Here is a 15,522-nt window from a genome sequence, read left to right as displayed (position 1 = left end):
CGCCTTTCAGGTTGATAAACGCAGCTCTGCCACAAAATCGTAGGCATCGCCGTGATAGATGGATCGGGTGAGTTCGGCGACGCGCCCGCTTTCGAGGTATGAGGTACGCTGAATGCGCAGCCCCGCTGTGCCCTCTGCCACATCAAGCAAGCGTGCCTCGGTGGCTTCAAGATTGATGGCCGAGATCTTTTGGATCGCGCGCACCGGACGGTTCCCGGATCTTTCCAGGAAGGCATACAAGGACCCAGTGACTTCGGTCGGGTTGGGCAGGATATCCAGCGGCAAAGCTGCGCGCTCTAACGCCATTGGCCGTCCTCCGGCAGCGCGCAAACGATGAATTCGGGCGACCTGATCATTGGTCGATAGCCCTAGTGCCAACATCTCGTCCGGAGAAGGCAGAAACACCCCGCGCTCCAACCAGGTTGATGTTGTTTCAAAACCACGTCGTTCCATATCCTCGGTAAACGAGGTCAGGTGAGACAATGATTGCTCAACCCGTGCAACGGGCTGACGCACGAATGAGCCTGAACCCTGCCTCTGTTCAATCGCACCTTTGCGCACCAATTCCTGAATCGCCTTTCGCACCGTGACGCGCGACAGATCCGTGAGCTCAGCGATCTCGCGTTCGGGTGGAAGTGAACTGTTCGGGGCTAGAATGCCCTCTTCTATCCCCTGCTCCAACCGATGGCGCAATTGCACATAACGCGGACCAGCGGTCTGGCCCAGCCATCCTTCGGGTTTCAGGAAGTCAGCAACGCTCATGTTCGATCTCCTCATGAAACGCACGGGCCAGCGCGATTGCACCGGCCAATGGATCGCCCAGTGGTTCAGTCAGGTCCTGCTGCATGATCTCCGAGAGGTAAGGCGCGTATTGCGGACCGATCCCTCCGGTCAGACAAATCGATAGACCGGGCTTCCAGCCCATCGCCTCGATCTGATCCGCCAGATATCGTGCACCGGCCTCCATGATAGCGCGCGCAAGCGCATCCCCCTGCTCAGCGCTAAGCGTGACTACAGGGGCCAGCGCACCGAACTCGGTGGGCGTCATCATGGATGCAGCCCCTACAATCCCGGCGGCACCATCAAAGCGTGCCAAAAGACCATTCGCCATCTCGGAGGTCGGCGCGATGCCATCGACACAATCGAGAGTGCGCGCCAAAGCCTGCCGGCCAACCCATTGCGCAGAAGCTTGATCCCCTAATACCGGCCCCCAGCCACCGGCCAAGCGACTCTGACCATCTCTCTGTGACGCGAGAAACGACCCAGTACCACAATGCGCCACGAAACCATCTTTCGACCCAAGCGCACCCCTCAATGCGGAGGGCCTGTCATCTTCAATTCGGGCGCGTTCGAACGGCAGCCTCGCCGCAAGACGCCCTGCCAGCGTTTTGCCAGTGATCCCAGCCAACCCCAAATAGGCCGACGTCCCTGCAATCTGTGCGCCATTTAATCCGGCTTGCTTGGCCAGATCCGCAATACCGCGATTCAGCTCGGCACAAGCTGCTTCGAAATCGGTCGAGACGTTCGCAGCCCCCACCTCAACTTGGCGAGCAAAGGAACCATCAGAAACAGCGATACGACAACGCGTACCACCGCCATCTACAGCGAGCACTATGGTATCAGCAAGACGACTCATGAAAATACCTTTATAATACCTATTGAAGTTTTTGAAGATCCAATTGCGACCAAATTACAGAATTACGGCTAAAATTCTGAAACATATCGACACAAAAAGAAAATGGTAGACTAATGGTATCTAAAAGGTATGATATCCAGAACTGAGGGGAGAATCACGTGGCCACGCCAGTAACGGAACAACTGCACAAGGATGCGATCGGGCTAGACGCGCGCCCTTTGACCGAAGTTGCCGAGTTGCTGGCCCAATCCCAGTCTGAGGCCGCGACAACCCCGCTCACCTCGCTCACCCCCATTTGCACCGGAGCAAAGGCAATGGCGCAAACGATCCGCACGGGCGGGGTCTTGCATTATCTCGCGGCGGGGTCATCTGGCCTGATGGCCGCTTCGGATGCGCTGGAACTCGGCGGAACTTATTCAATACCTCCAAGCCAAATACGCATTCATATGGCAGGTGGTATGCCAACGGGTGTCGAGATGCCCGGAGATACGGAAGATGCGACCAGCACTCTTGCTCGTGATCTTGTGGATCTGTCCCCCAAAGACACTTTGATCACTGTTTCTGCCAGCGGTACGACGCCGTATACCGTTGCCGCAGCCCAGATCGCGCGCGACAAGGGTGCCCCAATCGTCGGGATCGCGAATAACGGCGATACCGAACTGTTGCGGCTGTCTGATCACCCCATTCTGCTTTCCACACCGCCTGAGTTGGTATCGGGTTCAACCCGCATGGGGGCAGGCACGGCACAAAAAATCGCGCTGAACATGCTGTCGACCCTGATGGCAATGGAGTTGGGGCATATTCAGGACGGCATGATGATCAATCTGCGTGCTGATAATGATAAGCTCCGCGCCCGCGCCAAAGGGATTGTTTGTCAACTGGCCGGAGTTGACCCCGAACAAGCCGAAACAGCATTGATGACGGCCAGAGGCAATCTGAAATGCGCCGCCTTGCTTGCAGCAGGGGTTCCGACACTGAGCGAGGCACAGGCCATGTTGCACGACGCGAATGATCACCTCCGCCCCGCCCTGGAGCGGATTAAGCAAAACCAAGAAACCATCAACCTGGGAGAAACCAAATGACACGCAACGTTCTGAGCCTTGCTCTGATGAGTACGGCGTTGGTCACAAGCGCCTATGCGCAGGAAGCCACCCTGACAATCGAAAGCTGGCGCAATGACGATCTGGCTCTGTGGCAGGAAAAAATCATTCCGGCTTTTGAAGCCGAGCACCCAGACATCAAGGTGATTTTCTCGCCATCTGCCCCGGCGGAATACAACGCTGTTCTGAATTCGAAGCTCGAGGCCGGATCGGCCGGCGATCTGATTACCTGCCGTCCGTTTGATGCGTCGCTCGCGCTGTATGAAGACGGCCACCTGACGGATTTGTCCGATCTTGACGCTATGGGCAATTTCTCCGACGTCGCCAAATCTGCCTGGCAAACTGATGATGGATCAGCCAGCTTCTGCGTCCCGATGGCGTCGGTGATTCACGGCTTCATCTACAACAAGGATGCGTTCAACGAGCTGGGCATCGAAGTTCCAACCACCGAAGCCGAGTTCTTTGCCGCGCTCGACAAGATCAAGGAAGACGGCACCTATATCCCGATGGCGATGGGCACCAATGATCAGTGGGAAGCCGCCACAATGGGCTATAACAACATCGGCCCCAATTACTGGAAAGGTGAAGAAGGCCGTCAAGCGCTGATCAAGGGCGAGCAGAAGCTGACCGACCCACAGTGGGTTGCTCCATATGCGACGCTGGCCAAGTGGGCGGACTATCTGGGTGACGGGTATGAGGCGCAAACCTATCCCGACAGCCAGAACCTGTTCACGCTGGGTCGTGCAGCGGTCTATCCAGCAGGTAGCTGGGAAATCTCGGGCTTCAACACGCAGGCCGATTTTGAAATGGGCGCCTTTAAGCCACCGGTCCAGAACGCGGGCGATACCTGCTATATTTCGGACCACACCGATATCGGCATTGGTATGAACGCCGCGAGCGAAAACCAAGAAGCTGCGCGTACCTTCCTGGCTTGGGTCGCGAGCCCCGAGTTTGCCAGCATATTCGGTAACGCCCTACCCGGTTTCTTCCCGCTATCCAGCACTCCGGTCGAGCTGGAAGATCCACTGGCCAAAGAAATCGTAGGCTGGCGCGAAGAGTGCGAAAGCACGATCCGTTCGACCTACCAAATCCTGTCGCGCGGCACGCCGAACCTCGAAAACGAGACTTGGGGGGCATCCGTCGCAGCCATCAAGGGTGCAGAGACACCCGAAGCGCTGGGTCAGCAACTGCAAGACGGTCTGGCCAGCTGGTACGCACCGCATCAGTAACACCTAAGCCACTCACACCGGACGCGGCCACCGCGTCGCGTCCGGACCTTTTCCCCGGAGATTCCCATGCAGACCCGCCGCATACGCTGGCACATTGCCGTTTTCCTCGCCCCTGCGGTGCTGGTCTATACGGCGGTGATGATCTTCCCCTTGTTCAACACTCTGCGCCTCGCACTGTTCACCGAGGTCGATCAGACACGTATCTATGTGGGCCTGCAGAATTTCCGCACCCTGTTCTTCGATCCAATCTGGTCCGAGCAGTTCTGGAACGCTTTGGGCAACAACTTCTGGTTCTTCCTGATCCACATGCTGGTGCAGAACCCAATCGGTATCGCTCTAGCGGCACTACTTTCGCATCCCCGCCTGCGGTTTGCGGCGCTATACCGGTCCGCGATTTTCATTCCGACCATTCTGAGCTTTGTCATTGTCGGCTTCGCGTGGAAACTAATCTTGTCCCCGCTTTGGGGCATCGCACCTTCGATGCTGGACGCCGTTGGTCTTAAGTCTCTGTTTGCACCATGGCTGGGCAAGGAAGAGTACGCGCTGACGACACTGGCACTTGTCTCGGTCTGGCAATTCGTCGGCATCCCGATGATGTTGATCTATGCCGCCCTGCTGTCGATCCCCGAAGAGATCCTTGAGGCCGGAGAAATAGACGGCATCACCGGAGCCTCGGCATTCTGGAAGATCAAACTTCCGTTGATCATTCCTTCAATCGGGATCATCTCAATCCTGACTTTTGTAGGCAATTTCAATGCCTTCGACCTGATCTACGTCTCGCAGGGCGCGCTGGCGGGGCCGGATTTCTCAACCGATATCCTGGGCACCTTCATGTACCGCACCTTCTTTGGCTTCCAGCTGCAACTGGGCGACCCGCATATGGGCTCCGCCATCGCTGGCGCCATGTTTGCCATCATCCTTGTGGGTGTCTGTATCTACCTCTTCGGCATCCAGACCCGGATGCGCCGGTATCAGCTGTGAGGATCGCCGGATGAACAAAGCACGCCATAACCCGCTGAACACGGCCGCCATGCATGGGGCGCTGATCCTCTACACATTGATCGCCCTCTTCCCGGTCTTCGTGATCATCATCAATAGCTTCAAAACGCGCCGCTCGATTTTCCGCGAGCCACTCGCCCTGCCCGATGCCGAAAGCTTCTCGCTGATCGGCTACCAGACGGTGATGAAACAAGGGGATTTCTTCCTCTACTTCCAGAACTCGCTGATCGTGACCGTGGTATCGCTGGCTTTTGTTCTGTTGTTCGGCGCAATGGCTGCTTTTGCGCTGAGCGAGTACAAGTTCAAGGGCAATACCCTGATGGGCCTCTATCTGGCGCTTGGGATCATGATCCCGATCCGCATCGGCACCGTTGCAATACTTGAGATGATGGTCGCAACCGGGTTGGTGAACACCCTCTGGGCGCTGATCCTTGTCTATACCGCTCAAGGTCTGCCGCTGGCTGTGTTCATCCTGTCCGAGTTCATGCGGCAGGTTTCGGACGATCTGAAAAACGCAGGTCGCGTCGACGGGTTGTCAGAATACACGATCTTCTTCCGATTGGTCCTGCCTCTGGTTCGCCCTGCTATGGCGACCGTGGCCGTGTTTAACATGATCCCGATCTGGAACGACCTCTGGTTCCCACTGATCCTCGCCCCAGCTGAGGAAACAAAAACACTGACACTGGGCAGCCAAGTCTTCATCGGCCAGTTCGTCACCGACTGGAACGCGGTTCTGTCGGCACTCAGCATGGCGATCCTGCCGGTGCTGGTGCTCTATGTCATCTTCTCACGCCAGTTAATCCGCGGCATCACTTCAGGAGCTGTCAAATGACCAAAGTTCTGATCGCTGGCCTCGGCAATATGGGGCTGAGCCACGCTTTGGCCCACCACACCCATCCGGACGCGCAGATTGTTGGGTTGGTGAACCGATCCGGTCGCGTCGACCATCCTGACCTGTCAGGCTATCCGGCTTATTCAGATTTTCAGGCAGCTCTGACTGAGACCAACCCGGATCTGGTAGTCGTCGCCACCTATTCCGACAGCCATGCAGATTACGCCTGCACTGCGATGGAGGCCGGAGCGCATGTCTTCGTTGAAAAACCACTAGCGACGACTGTGGCTGATGCCAAACGCGTTGTAGCGAAAGCCATTGAAACCAAACGCAAACTGGTCATCGGCTACATCCTGCGCCATCACCCCTCATGGATGCGCCTGATTTCCGAGGCGCGCGACTTGGGCGGGCCATATGTCTTCCGGCTGAATCTCAACCAGCAAAGCAGCGGGGCTGAGTGGGAGACGCACAAGGCACTGATGCAGACCACCTCGCCCATCGTCGATTGCGGCGTGCATTATGTCGACGTGATGTGCCAGATCACGGACTCTGACCCCGTGCGTGTGCACGGCATGGGCCTGCGCCTAAGCGATGAGGTCGCCGAAGACATGTATAATTACGGCCAATTTCAAGTGGTCTTCGAGGATGGTTCGGTCGGTTGGTATGAGGCCGGTTGGGGGCCGATGATGTCAGAAACCGCGTTCTTCGTGAAAGACATTGTGTCGCCCAACGGGTCGGTCTCGATCACCGATGGCAACAAGGGTGCGTCAGCCGATATCGACGGCCACACCAAAGTCGGCGGCCTTCTGGTCCATCGCCCCAAAGGCGACCAGACAATCGACATGCCGGATGAACCCGGCCATCAGGAGCTCTGCGATGCCGAACAAGCCTATATGCTGCGCGCGATTGCTGAAGACATCGACCTGACCCGCCACATGAACGACGCCGTGCAATCGCTGGCCATCTGTTTGGCTGCCGATAAAAGCATCCGCACCGGCCAACCTATTTCGCTGAAAGAGGCACAAAAATGACCGCCCTGACGCTAACGAACGTGAACAAGTCCTTCGGTACTGTCGAAGTCCTTAAGGATATCAACATCGAAGTCGAAGACGGAGAATTCGTCGTCTTCGTTGGACCTTCGGGCTGTGGCAAATCCACTCTTCTGCGCGTGATTGCGGGGCTCGAAGATGTGACCTCGGGCGAGGTTCGCATCGGCGGAGAACTTATGAACCTAACCCCGCCCTCCAAACGCGGCATCGCGATGGTGTTCCAAAGCTATGCGCTCTACCCCCATCTAAACGTGCGCAAAAATATGTCTTTGGCGCTGAAACAGGAAGGTCAGAGCAAGCAGGTCATCGAAGAACGGGTCACCAAGGCCAGCAAGATGCTGAACCTTGAGCCCTATATCGACCGTTACCCCTCTGAGCTATCCGGCGGACAACGCCAACGCGTCGCTATCGGCCGCGCCATTGTGCGCGAACCCAAACTGTTCCTGTTCGACGAGCCTTTGTCCAATTTGGACGCCGCCCTGCGCATGAATACGCGGCTTGAGATCGCCAATCTGCATCAGCAGCTTGATGCTTCAATGATCTACGTCACCCACGACCAGACGGAGGCGATGACCCTAGCGGATAAGATCGTCGTCCTACGCGACGGGCGCGTTGAGCAAGTCGGCAGCCCAATGGAGCTGTACAACAATCCCGCCAACCAGTTCGTCGCAGGTTTCCTCGGCGCGCCCTCGATGAATTTCTTCCCCGCTAGCGTGATCGGCGACAGCGCGGACACGACACTGGGTATACGCCCCGAAGACCTATACCTGACCGACGAGGGCCCCCTGGCCGCGAACGTGACTCATGTCGAGCATCTGGGCGGAGACACCAACGTGATCGCGATGATGCAAGACCATCAGATCACCGCGCGCTTATTCGGCCAACATCAGGTTAATGCAGGTGAATCCGTACATTTCGGCTATGCTCAGGATCGAACCTATCGCTTCAACCCACAGGGCGCCCGTCTCACCTGACAATATCGCGTAACGATTTTAGGATTTTGGTGCGGTCGAGATGTATTGAAAACTTAAACACGCCTGTTTCCGGACTCCTCGAAAAACCAGAAGAATAATTTTAAAACAACATAATGAGGCTTCCAGTAGTCTCTAGATGGATCACTGTGTCTCACAGTAAAAGTTGGACCTTGGGGTGGACCAATTATAGCAGTCAACAAGCTGTTATCTTTGCAAGTGAAGAACACTCAAACCGGCTAGTACTTGGATGGCGAGAACCTCTGGCTGCCAAAAAGGACGGTGATGCTGGCAAGTAGTTGCTTCGGGTCCATGTCTACAGGCGTCGCAGAGAGATGGGTTTTGGCGCTCTGTCAGCCATAGCTCTGAAGATCCACGCCAAGAAGCAGAGAAATGGCGACCCGTAGCCCGTCAAGGCAAAGACCCCATCAAAGAACAAGAACGGATACGCCGGGAAGCTGCTTAGACCGATCACGCTTTGATCGTGGTCGCGAAAGAAACCTTCAGGAAATTAGAGAGAGGCGAATACGCCAGATCTCGCATCAGATCAGATCTCGAGAAGAAGCTTACGGGTTCTTTCTCCGAGTTGTTGCCGCGGGGTAGGCACTGAGATCGGACGAAGTAGGCCAAAAGCACAAAGGTTGAACGTCTGATGAACGAGCGCGCGGATCTACTTAAACCAGAAAAATGAAAAACTCAGGGCGTTCAAATTATTTTTTACACCAACAGCCTGGTCTTAATCACCATCCATATATGCAGTTTTTCAACCGATATTCGCCGCTTGACGCTCCGACATTTCAGCCATTTCGACGGCCTTGTCTATCAAGAACAACGCCTCCATCTTGGTTTTGGCTTTAAGCATAACTTCTTCGCTAACTTGGAAGCCAATTGGCCGACCTGAAGTGGTGTCACTGGAAATTTCTTTCAATGCCTCCGGAAGCGGTGCTCCCAACTGGTCCACACTCAAATCAATTTGATTGTCATAGATCATCAGGAATACGCCATTTCCCCAATAGGTCGCTACTTTGCGCCCTTGCTGATTGGCTGTCAGAAGCGCGGTACCAGCTAAAGTCATGGCACTACGGAATTCACTGACCGTGCTCGCCTCATAGATTTGTTCGGCGCCTATGCATTTCACCGCCACAAGCTTTGCAGCCATGGAGTGCATCGTTGAAAGCTGAATTACGTAATTCTCAAATTCAGCTAACCCAATGCAACCGGGCAAATCTCCGAAACATTGCGGATCACTTAAGCGAACGTCCGGACTATTGCCAAAACACAACTCAGAATCCGCTTCAGCTTCCAGCACTTCGATTGCGGCTCTGCGTTCCGCTGCCATTCTATAGGCGTCAGACAACCTCTGCTTCAGATCCGAGAACTCAAAAGGCTTTGTAACGTAGTCCGTTGCCCCAACTCCGAATGCTTCGTCGATGTACTCTTTTTGCACCATGGCGGTCACCATGATAATGGGCGTGTACGTGTATTCTGGTAATTTTCGCACTTCTTCGCAAAGAGTTATGCCGTTCATTTGCGGCATCTGCACATCAAGCAATAAGCAGTCGAACGCTTCATTTGGTCTCGACAGTATTTCAAGGGCCTCCCGACCACTTCTGGCGGTAACGACATCTTTGTACCCGAACGATTCAAGAACTTTATCTAGCAACTCCAGGATGCTAGGATCGTCGTCTACAGCAAGTATACGCATAACTTTTCACCAACCTCTTACACCACTCCAACCGTTGGGCATTGCAGACTTTAAGGCAACGGCTGGCTGGCGCATAAAACACTCAGGGATTACTCATCCTCTCTTATTTTCTTTTACGAAGGTGGCAAAACGGTGACATTAGGCAGACTTCCTTATGTCTGCACATTTTTTTCAATCTGTACAAATTTCTCAGCCCGAGGACGCAATTAGAAAAGTAACTCCCTCCAAATTTGGATGTCATCTTGATGGCTGCTTCTATCAGCAGTCAGGGCTGCCTTGAATTTTCATCAGACACCGAGACGGCACTTGATCCAGCGTAAGTTCTAATAGGTAAGTTCTAATAGAATGAGCAAAAAAACTTTTTTTTCAAACTGTTGCTGCACACGCGGAAATGAATGAAGCCTACGGGTGAAAAGAAAAGTTAAAAAAATCTTGCGTAATTGATCTGTCAGCGAACTCAACCATTGGGAGAGAGGAGATTTGGACACACCCATTCATCAATTCGGTTAACTACCGCATAGGTTGGTGGACTTGCCGAGCTGAATCTTGTCATAAGTGCGTCAATAATATGAGCAAAATATGGACCGTCCACTCAGGTTTAAGCAGACATACTCGGTCCCGGAGGGATTTCCGGAACTGACACCCGCTAACGCCACTTCAAGCGCTCCGAGTAAATCGGCGCGAATAGAAGTTTTCGCGGTTAGAAGTAGCCAGCCAATGCCACGTAGTGACGTTGGCAATATTCGTGCGACTACGCTTAGCTTTCGCAATATTCACGAGTATGGCCCACTGCTGGCAAAATACCTCGAAACCAGAAAGTCAATTTTCATAGATCAGCTAAAGTGGCAAGTCGCCGAAGCTGACGGGATGGAATTCGACCAATACGACACGCCAGCCTGTCGATGGGTTGTGTTGCACGAGTTTGGTGAAATTTTGGCAGGTGTGCGACTTCTGCCCACGACCGCACAATGCGGGGTATACAGTTATATGCTGCGCGACGCACAAAGAGGTATCCTTAAAGATATCCCATCTGACGTTCTGTTTGTTGAAGCCCCGGTAAAGCAATCTGTCTGGGAAGCATCCCGTTTCTTCGTGACAAAAGATGTAGCTTCATCACGCAGGCAGCAGGTTCAACAAGAGTTGTTTCACCAGATGACTACTGTCGCGATGGAAGGTGGTGCATCCAGCATACTGGGCATCGTTCCTTCAGTCTGGGCACGGTGGTCACGGCGACTGGGTATCAATGCCTCACCTGTCGGCGCAAAGTTCTCTATCGATGGCACAGTCAGTCAGTCAGTTTTGTTCAACATCTACAAGTAAATTGAACAACCCCGCCGCTGGATCGTCTATTGTACTTTTTAATGCCCGACGCTGACTTCATTGCGACTAGGCTTTGTTTTCAGGCTATTGGGAAACCGTGGCTATTGTGCATGTTAGCAGTGTTACCAGAATTGATGCGTAAATTCCCAATCGCATTTCAATTCCGTTGTTTTGAGATCGTGAATTGTTCTTAGACGCGAACAAATTGCCGAATAAACAGCATCAAAAAAGCGCCACGGCCGCTCAAAACAAAAAATAGGCAACTCGTCGCTGAGGCCGTTTGCGCCAAACAAAGGTCAAGAAAAAACCCCTTTCTGCGAAGAATTTCTCGATTTTTGCCGCGGTTTCGACCCACTCACCTCATAGGTTCAACCCGTTATGAGGATATCGGCGGTTCACCAGTTATGAGACATTCCACATTTGGCAGTGATCGGTTCCAAAGAAATTTAGAGCATCGGGCACAAAGAAAGACCGCACTTACTGTACTGGCGGTTGATGATGATCCTGACATCTTGAAATTGCTCCAGTCAGCGCTTCCTGAACTCGAAAACTGCAATGTGGCTGCTGCCAGTTCAGCTGATGAAGCGCTTGGGATGATAGAAGCATCAGAAGCCCCGTTCGACTGTCTGCTTGTTGACATTCAGATGCCTGGAACCTCAGGGATAGAGTTGCTTTCACAAATCCGAAACCTGCCGGAAAATCTGGAAACACCTGTCATAATGCTGACTGCTCTGGATGACAGGCAGAACATCGAGAAGGCATTTTTGGAAGGCGCGTTTGATTATGTAACTAAACCCTTCGACTTCTTTGAATTGCGCAGCCGTATGAACGCTGCTCACCTTCTGATGATGGAGAGAAAGAAAACCCAATCCTCATCGGCGTCGATAGAAAATCTTCGCAGTGAATTGGATTTCAACCAGAAATTCAATTTCAAGGATCCTTTGTCTATCGACGAGCAGGAACAATGCTTGGGGTATGTCGAATTCGACAACTATGTCGAGCAGCTTTCACGGAGGCGTCGATTTGACACCTGGGTCACCGCAATCAAATATCGTGACGCCGAGTATCACTTTGATCTGGGGAATTTTGGTGATTTTCGGCGATCTGTTTCCGACATTGGATTCTGCATTGAAAGAACAACACAGGCTGCTGGAGGAATCTATTCCTATCGCGGAAGTGGCACATTTCTCGTTGTTACACAGGGGCGGGAACGCACCCAGAATATTCCGACCGAAGCTTTCCTAAACCAAGAACTAGGGACTGTTCTCAGCAACCGCTGCGCATCTGTCCATCTTAAAGTGGTGAAAGGTACACCGGTATCGCTTCGTTCTTTTACGAAGGTTGGAGCATTTGCCTCTTTGGACATGGCTATCAAAAAAGTGAATCATCGTGAGGCCAATCTCAGAAAGGGCCTGGTTACAACCTCTTCCACATTTTCAGAGCCCACTCCGCATCGCAAAGAAATAGTCAACGATAGATTGTTTGATGTAGTCTTGCGTGAGCTGTACGGCGATAACACTTACCTCACTCGCAGGCAGTAAGCTAATTCTATCGCCAGACCTGACGTCGATCAAAGGTCAGGCACTGGAGTTTAGATATCAACTTTATTCGCGAACCCGTTCGGCATTGAGGATGAGTGGGCCACTGGTACGCATGGTGAATGTCAAAACTGGTTCCGGTAATTCAGACTCTGTAATCGAAAAATTTATTCGACGGAGCACCGAAGCCATGAGCACCATGATCTCAGTTTCAGCGTACTGTGCGCCAATGCAGATTCTGGGACCATCTCCAAATGGAATGTACTGGCCTCGAGGCAGTGTAGATCCCAAGAACCGTTCCGGCAAATAGTGGTTAGGAGCATCCCATAGTTTTTCGTTTCTGTGCAAAGAGTAAACTGGGAAGAACAGCGCGTCACCATTTGCAATCTTTACCCCTTTGATTTCAAGGTCGGCAGATGCGTCTCTAGCAAAGAACGCGGCTGAAGGGTAAAGCCGCAGCGTTTCTTTTACATGGGCGCGCAGGAGTGGCATTGCCTCCAGGTCCGAAAATTCCACTAGGCCTTTTGGGCGAACGGACCGAATTTCCTGTCTAACCCTAGCTTGCATATCTTGGTGCAAGGCCAGCAAATAATATCCCCAAGCCAAAGCGTTGGCAGAAGTTTCATGACCAGCGACGACAAAAGTCAAAAGGTTGTCAACGGTAGTCGCTTCATCCTCGAAATCAGTTTTCAACGCCTCAATCATGAAATCGAGGAAATCCTGTGGCTCGCTGCGGCATTCGGAGCGACGCTGATCAATGACCTGTCTGGCGAGGTTCCGCATATTGGTGACCGGGGCCAGGCTGCGTAGCCAATTCTTGCGCGGCACCCACTTTGGCAAACCCATTAAATCGAAAAGAGACAAATCAGAAATGTACTCAAAATACTTGATCAGCCCCACGCGTATCTGCTCTGAACTGACTTTCTTGTTACCCGAAAAAATCACCCTGGAAATATTCGTCAACGTTGATGCAGGCGCAATTTGTGCAACATCTACGGGGCCTTCGTGCTCCGCCAATGAATCTGCAATCTCGACACCAGTCTCTGCAAAATGTCGAGCCAGAACCGGGAGGTTCCTGGCGGCGAATAGTGGCGAATATCTACGTCTCTGTTGACGCCATTTTTCCCCTTCAGAGAGTATCAAACCGTTGCCTACAGCCGATCCAATAATGTCTTTAGTGAACTTGGCTTTGGGAAACGAACGGCCCTGCCCGACAAGTAACTCGGTTATTATTTCAGGATCGCATATATAGTGTATGTTCAAAGGTCCACGAACATAAGTTTCACGCAGAGTTTCGGCCGGGATGACTTCAAACATGTTTCGACCAGCGGACCTTGCAAACTGAAGCAGTGTCACCGGCTTTTTCGCAAGCCTAGCCGAAACAGGAGCGACAGCGCCCTGCCCCAACTTCGTAAATTCAACTGCAGTCAAACCCCAACCCTTTTAGATTTTCTCCTTCTTTCTGGCACATTAAGATAAAAAATGCACTTAGCAACGAGATCGTCAATTTTGGGCGCCCCACACTGCATTTGCGCAACAAAAATTTTTCAACCTCTCACACCAGAATCTTGCGTGAAACCCCAACAATCCCGGTGGCCTTCAAAGGATTAGCGCCAAACTGTGAACCCAATTCAGACCAACTAAGTCCTCATTGTGCTGCTAATGGTACTTTCCAAGCGCGAAAAACGAAGACATCTAGATGACAGCCATCGACGCCAATCTGCCGAACCGGGACTCCGGTGAAACGGAAAACCGGCTTCTGCAAAACATCATAGATTATACTGCCATGAGCTTTGCGCTTCTGTGGCAGCGGCAGGCTATTTATCTGGCCACGACCATTTTAACTGCGTTCTTCTTCGATCCCATTAACGCCATGCTGTTCTATGGGACAATCCTCATTTGCGAAGCGCAAGATTTATTGTTGGCCAAACGCGTACCGCGCTTGAAGCCAGATCAGCACAAAGCAATTAGTATGATGGTTGTTTGGATTCTGTTGAACACGATCCTCAGCGCGGCCGCAATCTGCCTGTATGCTGTTTCAGTTGCTTTCGCACAGCCCGCCGGTGGTCACTTTACTCCAATGTTCTTCTTGTTTGCTGCGGCGTTGTTTGCAGCAATGAACAACCATCAGTTTCTGTGGGCAATGATTATCCGTCTGACCATGTACGGCGTATCGTTCATGTTGATTGTCGTCAAGGATATCTGGATCGAACGCCCCGAGCTTTCATCTGAACTCTGGCTGCACTTCTTCACCGTTATCTTTGTAATGTATTTTCTGATTGACTGTTCGATGGTGTTTCTGAAGCTCTACCGCAGGAATTTGGAACAACTCGAAAAGCTCAAAGCAGAGCACGAAAGAACAAAAGCGGCCTACATTGCGAAAACTCAGTTCATATCGACAGTTAGCCATGAACTGCGTACGCCTCTCACTTCGATCAAGGGATCACTTGACCTAATCAACACAGGCGCATTGGGTGAAGCTCCAGAATCAATGCAAAGCCTCATTCATTTAGCAGGTAAAAATTGCGAACGGCTCGCATCCCTAATCAATGATGTGCTGGACATTCAAAAAATGGAGGCGGGCGAGATGAATTACCGTGAAGGAACTGTTGATGTACATGCGCTGATTCAGGAAGCGATTGCCTGTAACATGGGATACACCAGTGCTCACAACGTAGAAATTGTAGAAGACTTAAGGGGAAACAATGATCTGTACGTTAAAGGTGATCCCTCCCGCCTGCTTCAGGTGTTGGCCAACATTATCTCCAACGCAGCTAAATTCTCCCTTGATGGAGGCGAGATAACCGTCGGATGCGAGAAAGTGGGCGGGAATATTCGCCTCTTCGTCAAAGACCATGGCATCGGGATACCTGAGGGGTGCCATGACAAAGTTTTCGATCGATTTTCCCAGATAGACTCCTCCGATGAACGTCACGCAGGCGGTACAGGGCTCGGGATGCACATTTCAAAGGAAATTGTTGAGCATTTTGGCGGAACAATAGACTACAGAAGCAAACTTGGTGAAGGCACAGAGTTTTTCATTAAATTGCCTGCGATAAGCGGACATGAAGTAGGTTCCACCGGAGAAGAGCACACCTCACTACCCTGCGCCACGCAACCGGAGCAACGATAACGGATTCCTG

Annotated in this window: 13 protein-coding genes; 9 read left to right on the top strand and 4 right to left on the bottom strand. The window is 52.4% G+C overall.

Annotation, left to right across the window (positions count from 1 at the left end; genetic code table 11):
• Positions 1 to 6: 6 nt before the first annotated feature.
• Both ACR0MQ_RS00680 and ACR0MQ_RS00675 read right to left on the bottom strand, forming a co-directional pair.
• Positions 7 to 762 (bottom strand): GntR family transcriptional regulator, encoded by a 756-nt coding sequence (locus tag ACR0MQ_RS00680; protein WP_170469405.1) that lies wholly within the window; start codon positions 760 to 762, stop codon positions 7 to 9.
• A complete protein-coding gene (locus ACR0MQ_RS00675) occupies positions 749 to 1,636 on the bottom strand; it encodes a BadF/BadG/BcrA/BcrD ATPase family protein (RefSeq protein WP_170770443.1) in 888 nt (295 codons plus the stop codon). The genes ACR0MQ_RS00680 and ACR0MQ_RS00675 overlap by 14 nt, the downstream gene beginning before the upstream one ends.
• A 158-nt stretch (positions 1,637 to 1,794) precedes the next feature.
• Here ACR0MQ_RS00675 and ACR0MQ_RS00670 point away from each other — a divergent pair, with 158 nt between their 5' ends.
• From ACR0MQ_RS00670 to ACR0MQ_RS00645, 6 genes are all read left to right on the top strand, one after another.
• Positions 1,795 to 2,718 carry an N-acetylmuramic acid 6-phosphate etherase gene (locus ACR0MQ_RS00670; protein WP_170770441.1) on the top strand — a complete coding sequence of 308 codons (924 nt, stop codon included), beginning with the start codon at positions 1,795 to 1,797 and terminating at the stop codon, positions 2,716 to 2,718.
• The gene (locus ACR0MQ_RS00665; RefSeq protein ID WP_170770439.1) at positions 2,715 to 3,965 is read left to right on the top strand and encodes an ABC transporter substrate-binding protein; all 1,251 of its coding nucleotides are present in this window, start codon (positions 2,715 to 2,717) and stop codon (positions 3,963 to 3,965) included. Before ACR0MQ_RS00670 ends, ACR0MQ_RS00665 begins: the two co-directional genes overlap by 4 nt.
• 66 nt (positions 3,966 to 4,031) lie before the next feature.
• Positions 4,032 to 4,946 carry a carbohydrate ABC transporter permease gene (locus ACR0MQ_RS00660; protein WP_039534942.1) on the top strand — a complete coding sequence of 305 codons (915 nt, stop codon included), beginning with the start codon at positions 4,032 to 4,034 and terminating at the stop codon, positions 4,944 to 4,946.
• Positions 4,947 to 4,956: 10 nt separating this feature from the next.
• On the top strand, positions 4,957 to 5,796 hold the full coding sequence (locus tag ACR0MQ_RS00655) for a carbohydrate ABC transporter permease (RefSeq protein ID WP_170393445.1): 840 nt from the start codon (positions 4,957 to 4,959) through the stop codon (positions 5,794 to 5,796).
• The gene (locus ACR0MQ_RS00650) at positions 5,793 to 6,827 is read left to right on the top strand and encodes a Gfo/Idh/MocA family protein (RefSeq protein WP_480603784.1); all 1,035 of its coding nucleotides are present in this window, start codon (positions 5,793 to 5,795) and stop codon (positions 6,825 to 6,827) included. Before ACR0MQ_RS00655 ends, ACR0MQ_RS00650 begins: the two co-directional genes overlap by 4 nt.
• A complete protein-coding gene (locus tag ACR0MQ_RS00645; protein WP_170770435.1) occupies positions 6,824 to 7,819 on the top strand; it encodes an ABC transporter ATP-binding protein in 996 nt (331 codons plus the stop codon). The genes ACR0MQ_RS00650 and ACR0MQ_RS00645 overlap by 4 nt, the downstream gene beginning before the upstream one ends.
• A gap of 760 nt (positions 7,820 to 8,579) precedes the next feature.
• Here the strand turns inward: ACR0MQ_RS00645 and ACR0MQ_RS00640 are convergent.
• A complete protein-coding gene (locus ACR0MQ_RS00640) occupies positions 8,580 to 9,521 on the bottom strand; it encodes a response regulator (RefSeq protein WP_170770433.1) in 942 nt (313 codons plus the stop codon).
• A gap of 717 nt (positions 9,522 to 10,238) precedes the next feature.
• Between ACR0MQ_RS00640 and ACR0MQ_RS00635 the strand changes: the two genes are divergently transcribed.
• Both ACR0MQ_RS00635 and ACR0MQ_RS00630 read left to right on the top strand, forming a co-directional pair.
• On the top strand, positions 10,239 to 10,841 hold the full coding sequence (locus ACR0MQ_RS00635) for an acyl-homoserine-lactone synthase (protein WP_170770431.1): 603 nt from the start codon (positions 10,239 to 10,241) through the stop codon (positions 10,839 to 10,841).
• 404 nt (positions 10,842 to 11,245) lie between these two features.
• Positions 11,246 to 12,382 carry a response regulator gene (locus ACR0MQ_RS00630; RefSeq protein ID WP_170770429.1) on the top strand — a complete coding sequence of 379 codons (1,137 nt, stop codon included), beginning with the start codon at positions 11,246 to 11,248 and terminating at the stop codon, positions 12,380 to 12,382.
• A 63-nt stretch (positions 12,383 to 12,445) separates the two neighbouring features.
• On the opposite strand, the gene ACR0MQ_RS00625 is transcribed toward ACR0MQ_RS00630, so the two are convergent.
• Positions 12,446 to 13,810 carry a cytochrome P450 gene (locus tag ACR0MQ_RS00625; RefSeq protein WP_170770427.1) on the bottom strand — a complete coding sequence of 455 codons (1,365 nt, stop codon included), beginning with the start codon at positions 13,808 to 13,810 and terminating at the stop codon, positions 12,446 to 12,448.
• A gap of 268 nt (positions 13,811 to 14,078) precedes the next feature.
• On the opposite strand from ACR0MQ_RS00625, the gene ACR0MQ_RS00620 reads away from it, so the two are divergent.
• Complete coding sequence (locus ACR0MQ_RS00620; protein WP_170770418.1) at positions 14,079 to 15,512, top strand: sensor histidine kinase; 1,434 nt, start codon at positions 14,079 to 14,081, stop codon at positions 15,510 to 15,512.
• The last annotated feature ends 10 nt before the right edge of the window (positions 15,513 to 15,522 follow it).

The organism is Ruegeria sp. AN6, assembly GCF_056540425.1.
This window is presented reverse-complemented; position numbering and strand designations above follow the sequence as displayed.

What these genes read in the sequence shown, in the direction of transcription:
- ACR0MQ_RS00680 (WP_170469405.1), bottom strand. Translation starts at nt 762, where the DNA reads ATGAGCGTTGCTGACTTCCTGAAACCCGAAGGATGGCTGGGCCAGACC.
- ACR0MQ_RS00675 (WP_170770443.1), bottom strand. Translation starts at nt 1,636, where the DNA reads ATGAGTCGTCTTGCTGATACCATAGTGCTCGCTGTAGATGGCGGTGGT.
- ACR0MQ_RS00620 (WP_170770418.1), top strand. Translation starts at nt 14,079, where the DNA reads ATGACAGCCATCGACGCCAATCTGCCGAACCGGGACTCCGGTGAAACG.
- ACR0MQ_RS00630 (WP_170770429.1), top strand. Translation starts at nt 11,246, where the DNA reads ATGAGACATTCCACATTTGGCAGTGATCGGTTCCAAAGAAATTTAGAG.
- ACR0MQ_RS00665 (WP_170770439.1), top strand. Translation starts at nt 2,715, where the DNA reads ATGACACGCAACGTTCTGAGCCTTGCTCTGATGAGTACGGCGTTGGTC.
- ACR0MQ_RS00635 (WP_170770431.1), top strand. Translation starts at nt 10,239, where the DNA reads ATGCCACGTAGTGACGTTGGCAATATTCGTGCGACTACGCTTAGCTTT.
- ACR0MQ_RS00640 (WP_170770433.1), bottom strand. Translation starts at nt 9,521, where the DNA reads ATGCGTATACTTGCTGTAGACGACGATCCTAGCATCCTGGAGTTGCTA.
- ACR0MQ_RS00655 (WP_170393445.1), top strand. Translation starts at nt 4,957, where the DNA reads ATGAACAAAGCACGCCATAACCCGCTGAACACGGCCGCCATGCATGGG.
- ACR0MQ_RS00660 (WP_039534942.1), top strand. Translation starts at nt 4,032, where the DNA reads ATGCAGACCCGCCGCATACGCTGGCACATTGCCGTTTTCCTCGCCCCT.
- ACR0MQ_RS00650 (WP_480603784.1), top strand. Translation starts at nt 5,793, where the DNA reads ATGACCAAAGTTCTGATCGCTGGCCTCGGCAATATGGGGCTGAGCCAC.
- ACR0MQ_RS00645 (WP_170770435.1), top strand. Translation starts at nt 6,824, where the DNA reads ATGACCGCCCTGACGCTAACGAACGTGAACAAGTCCTTCGGTACTGTC.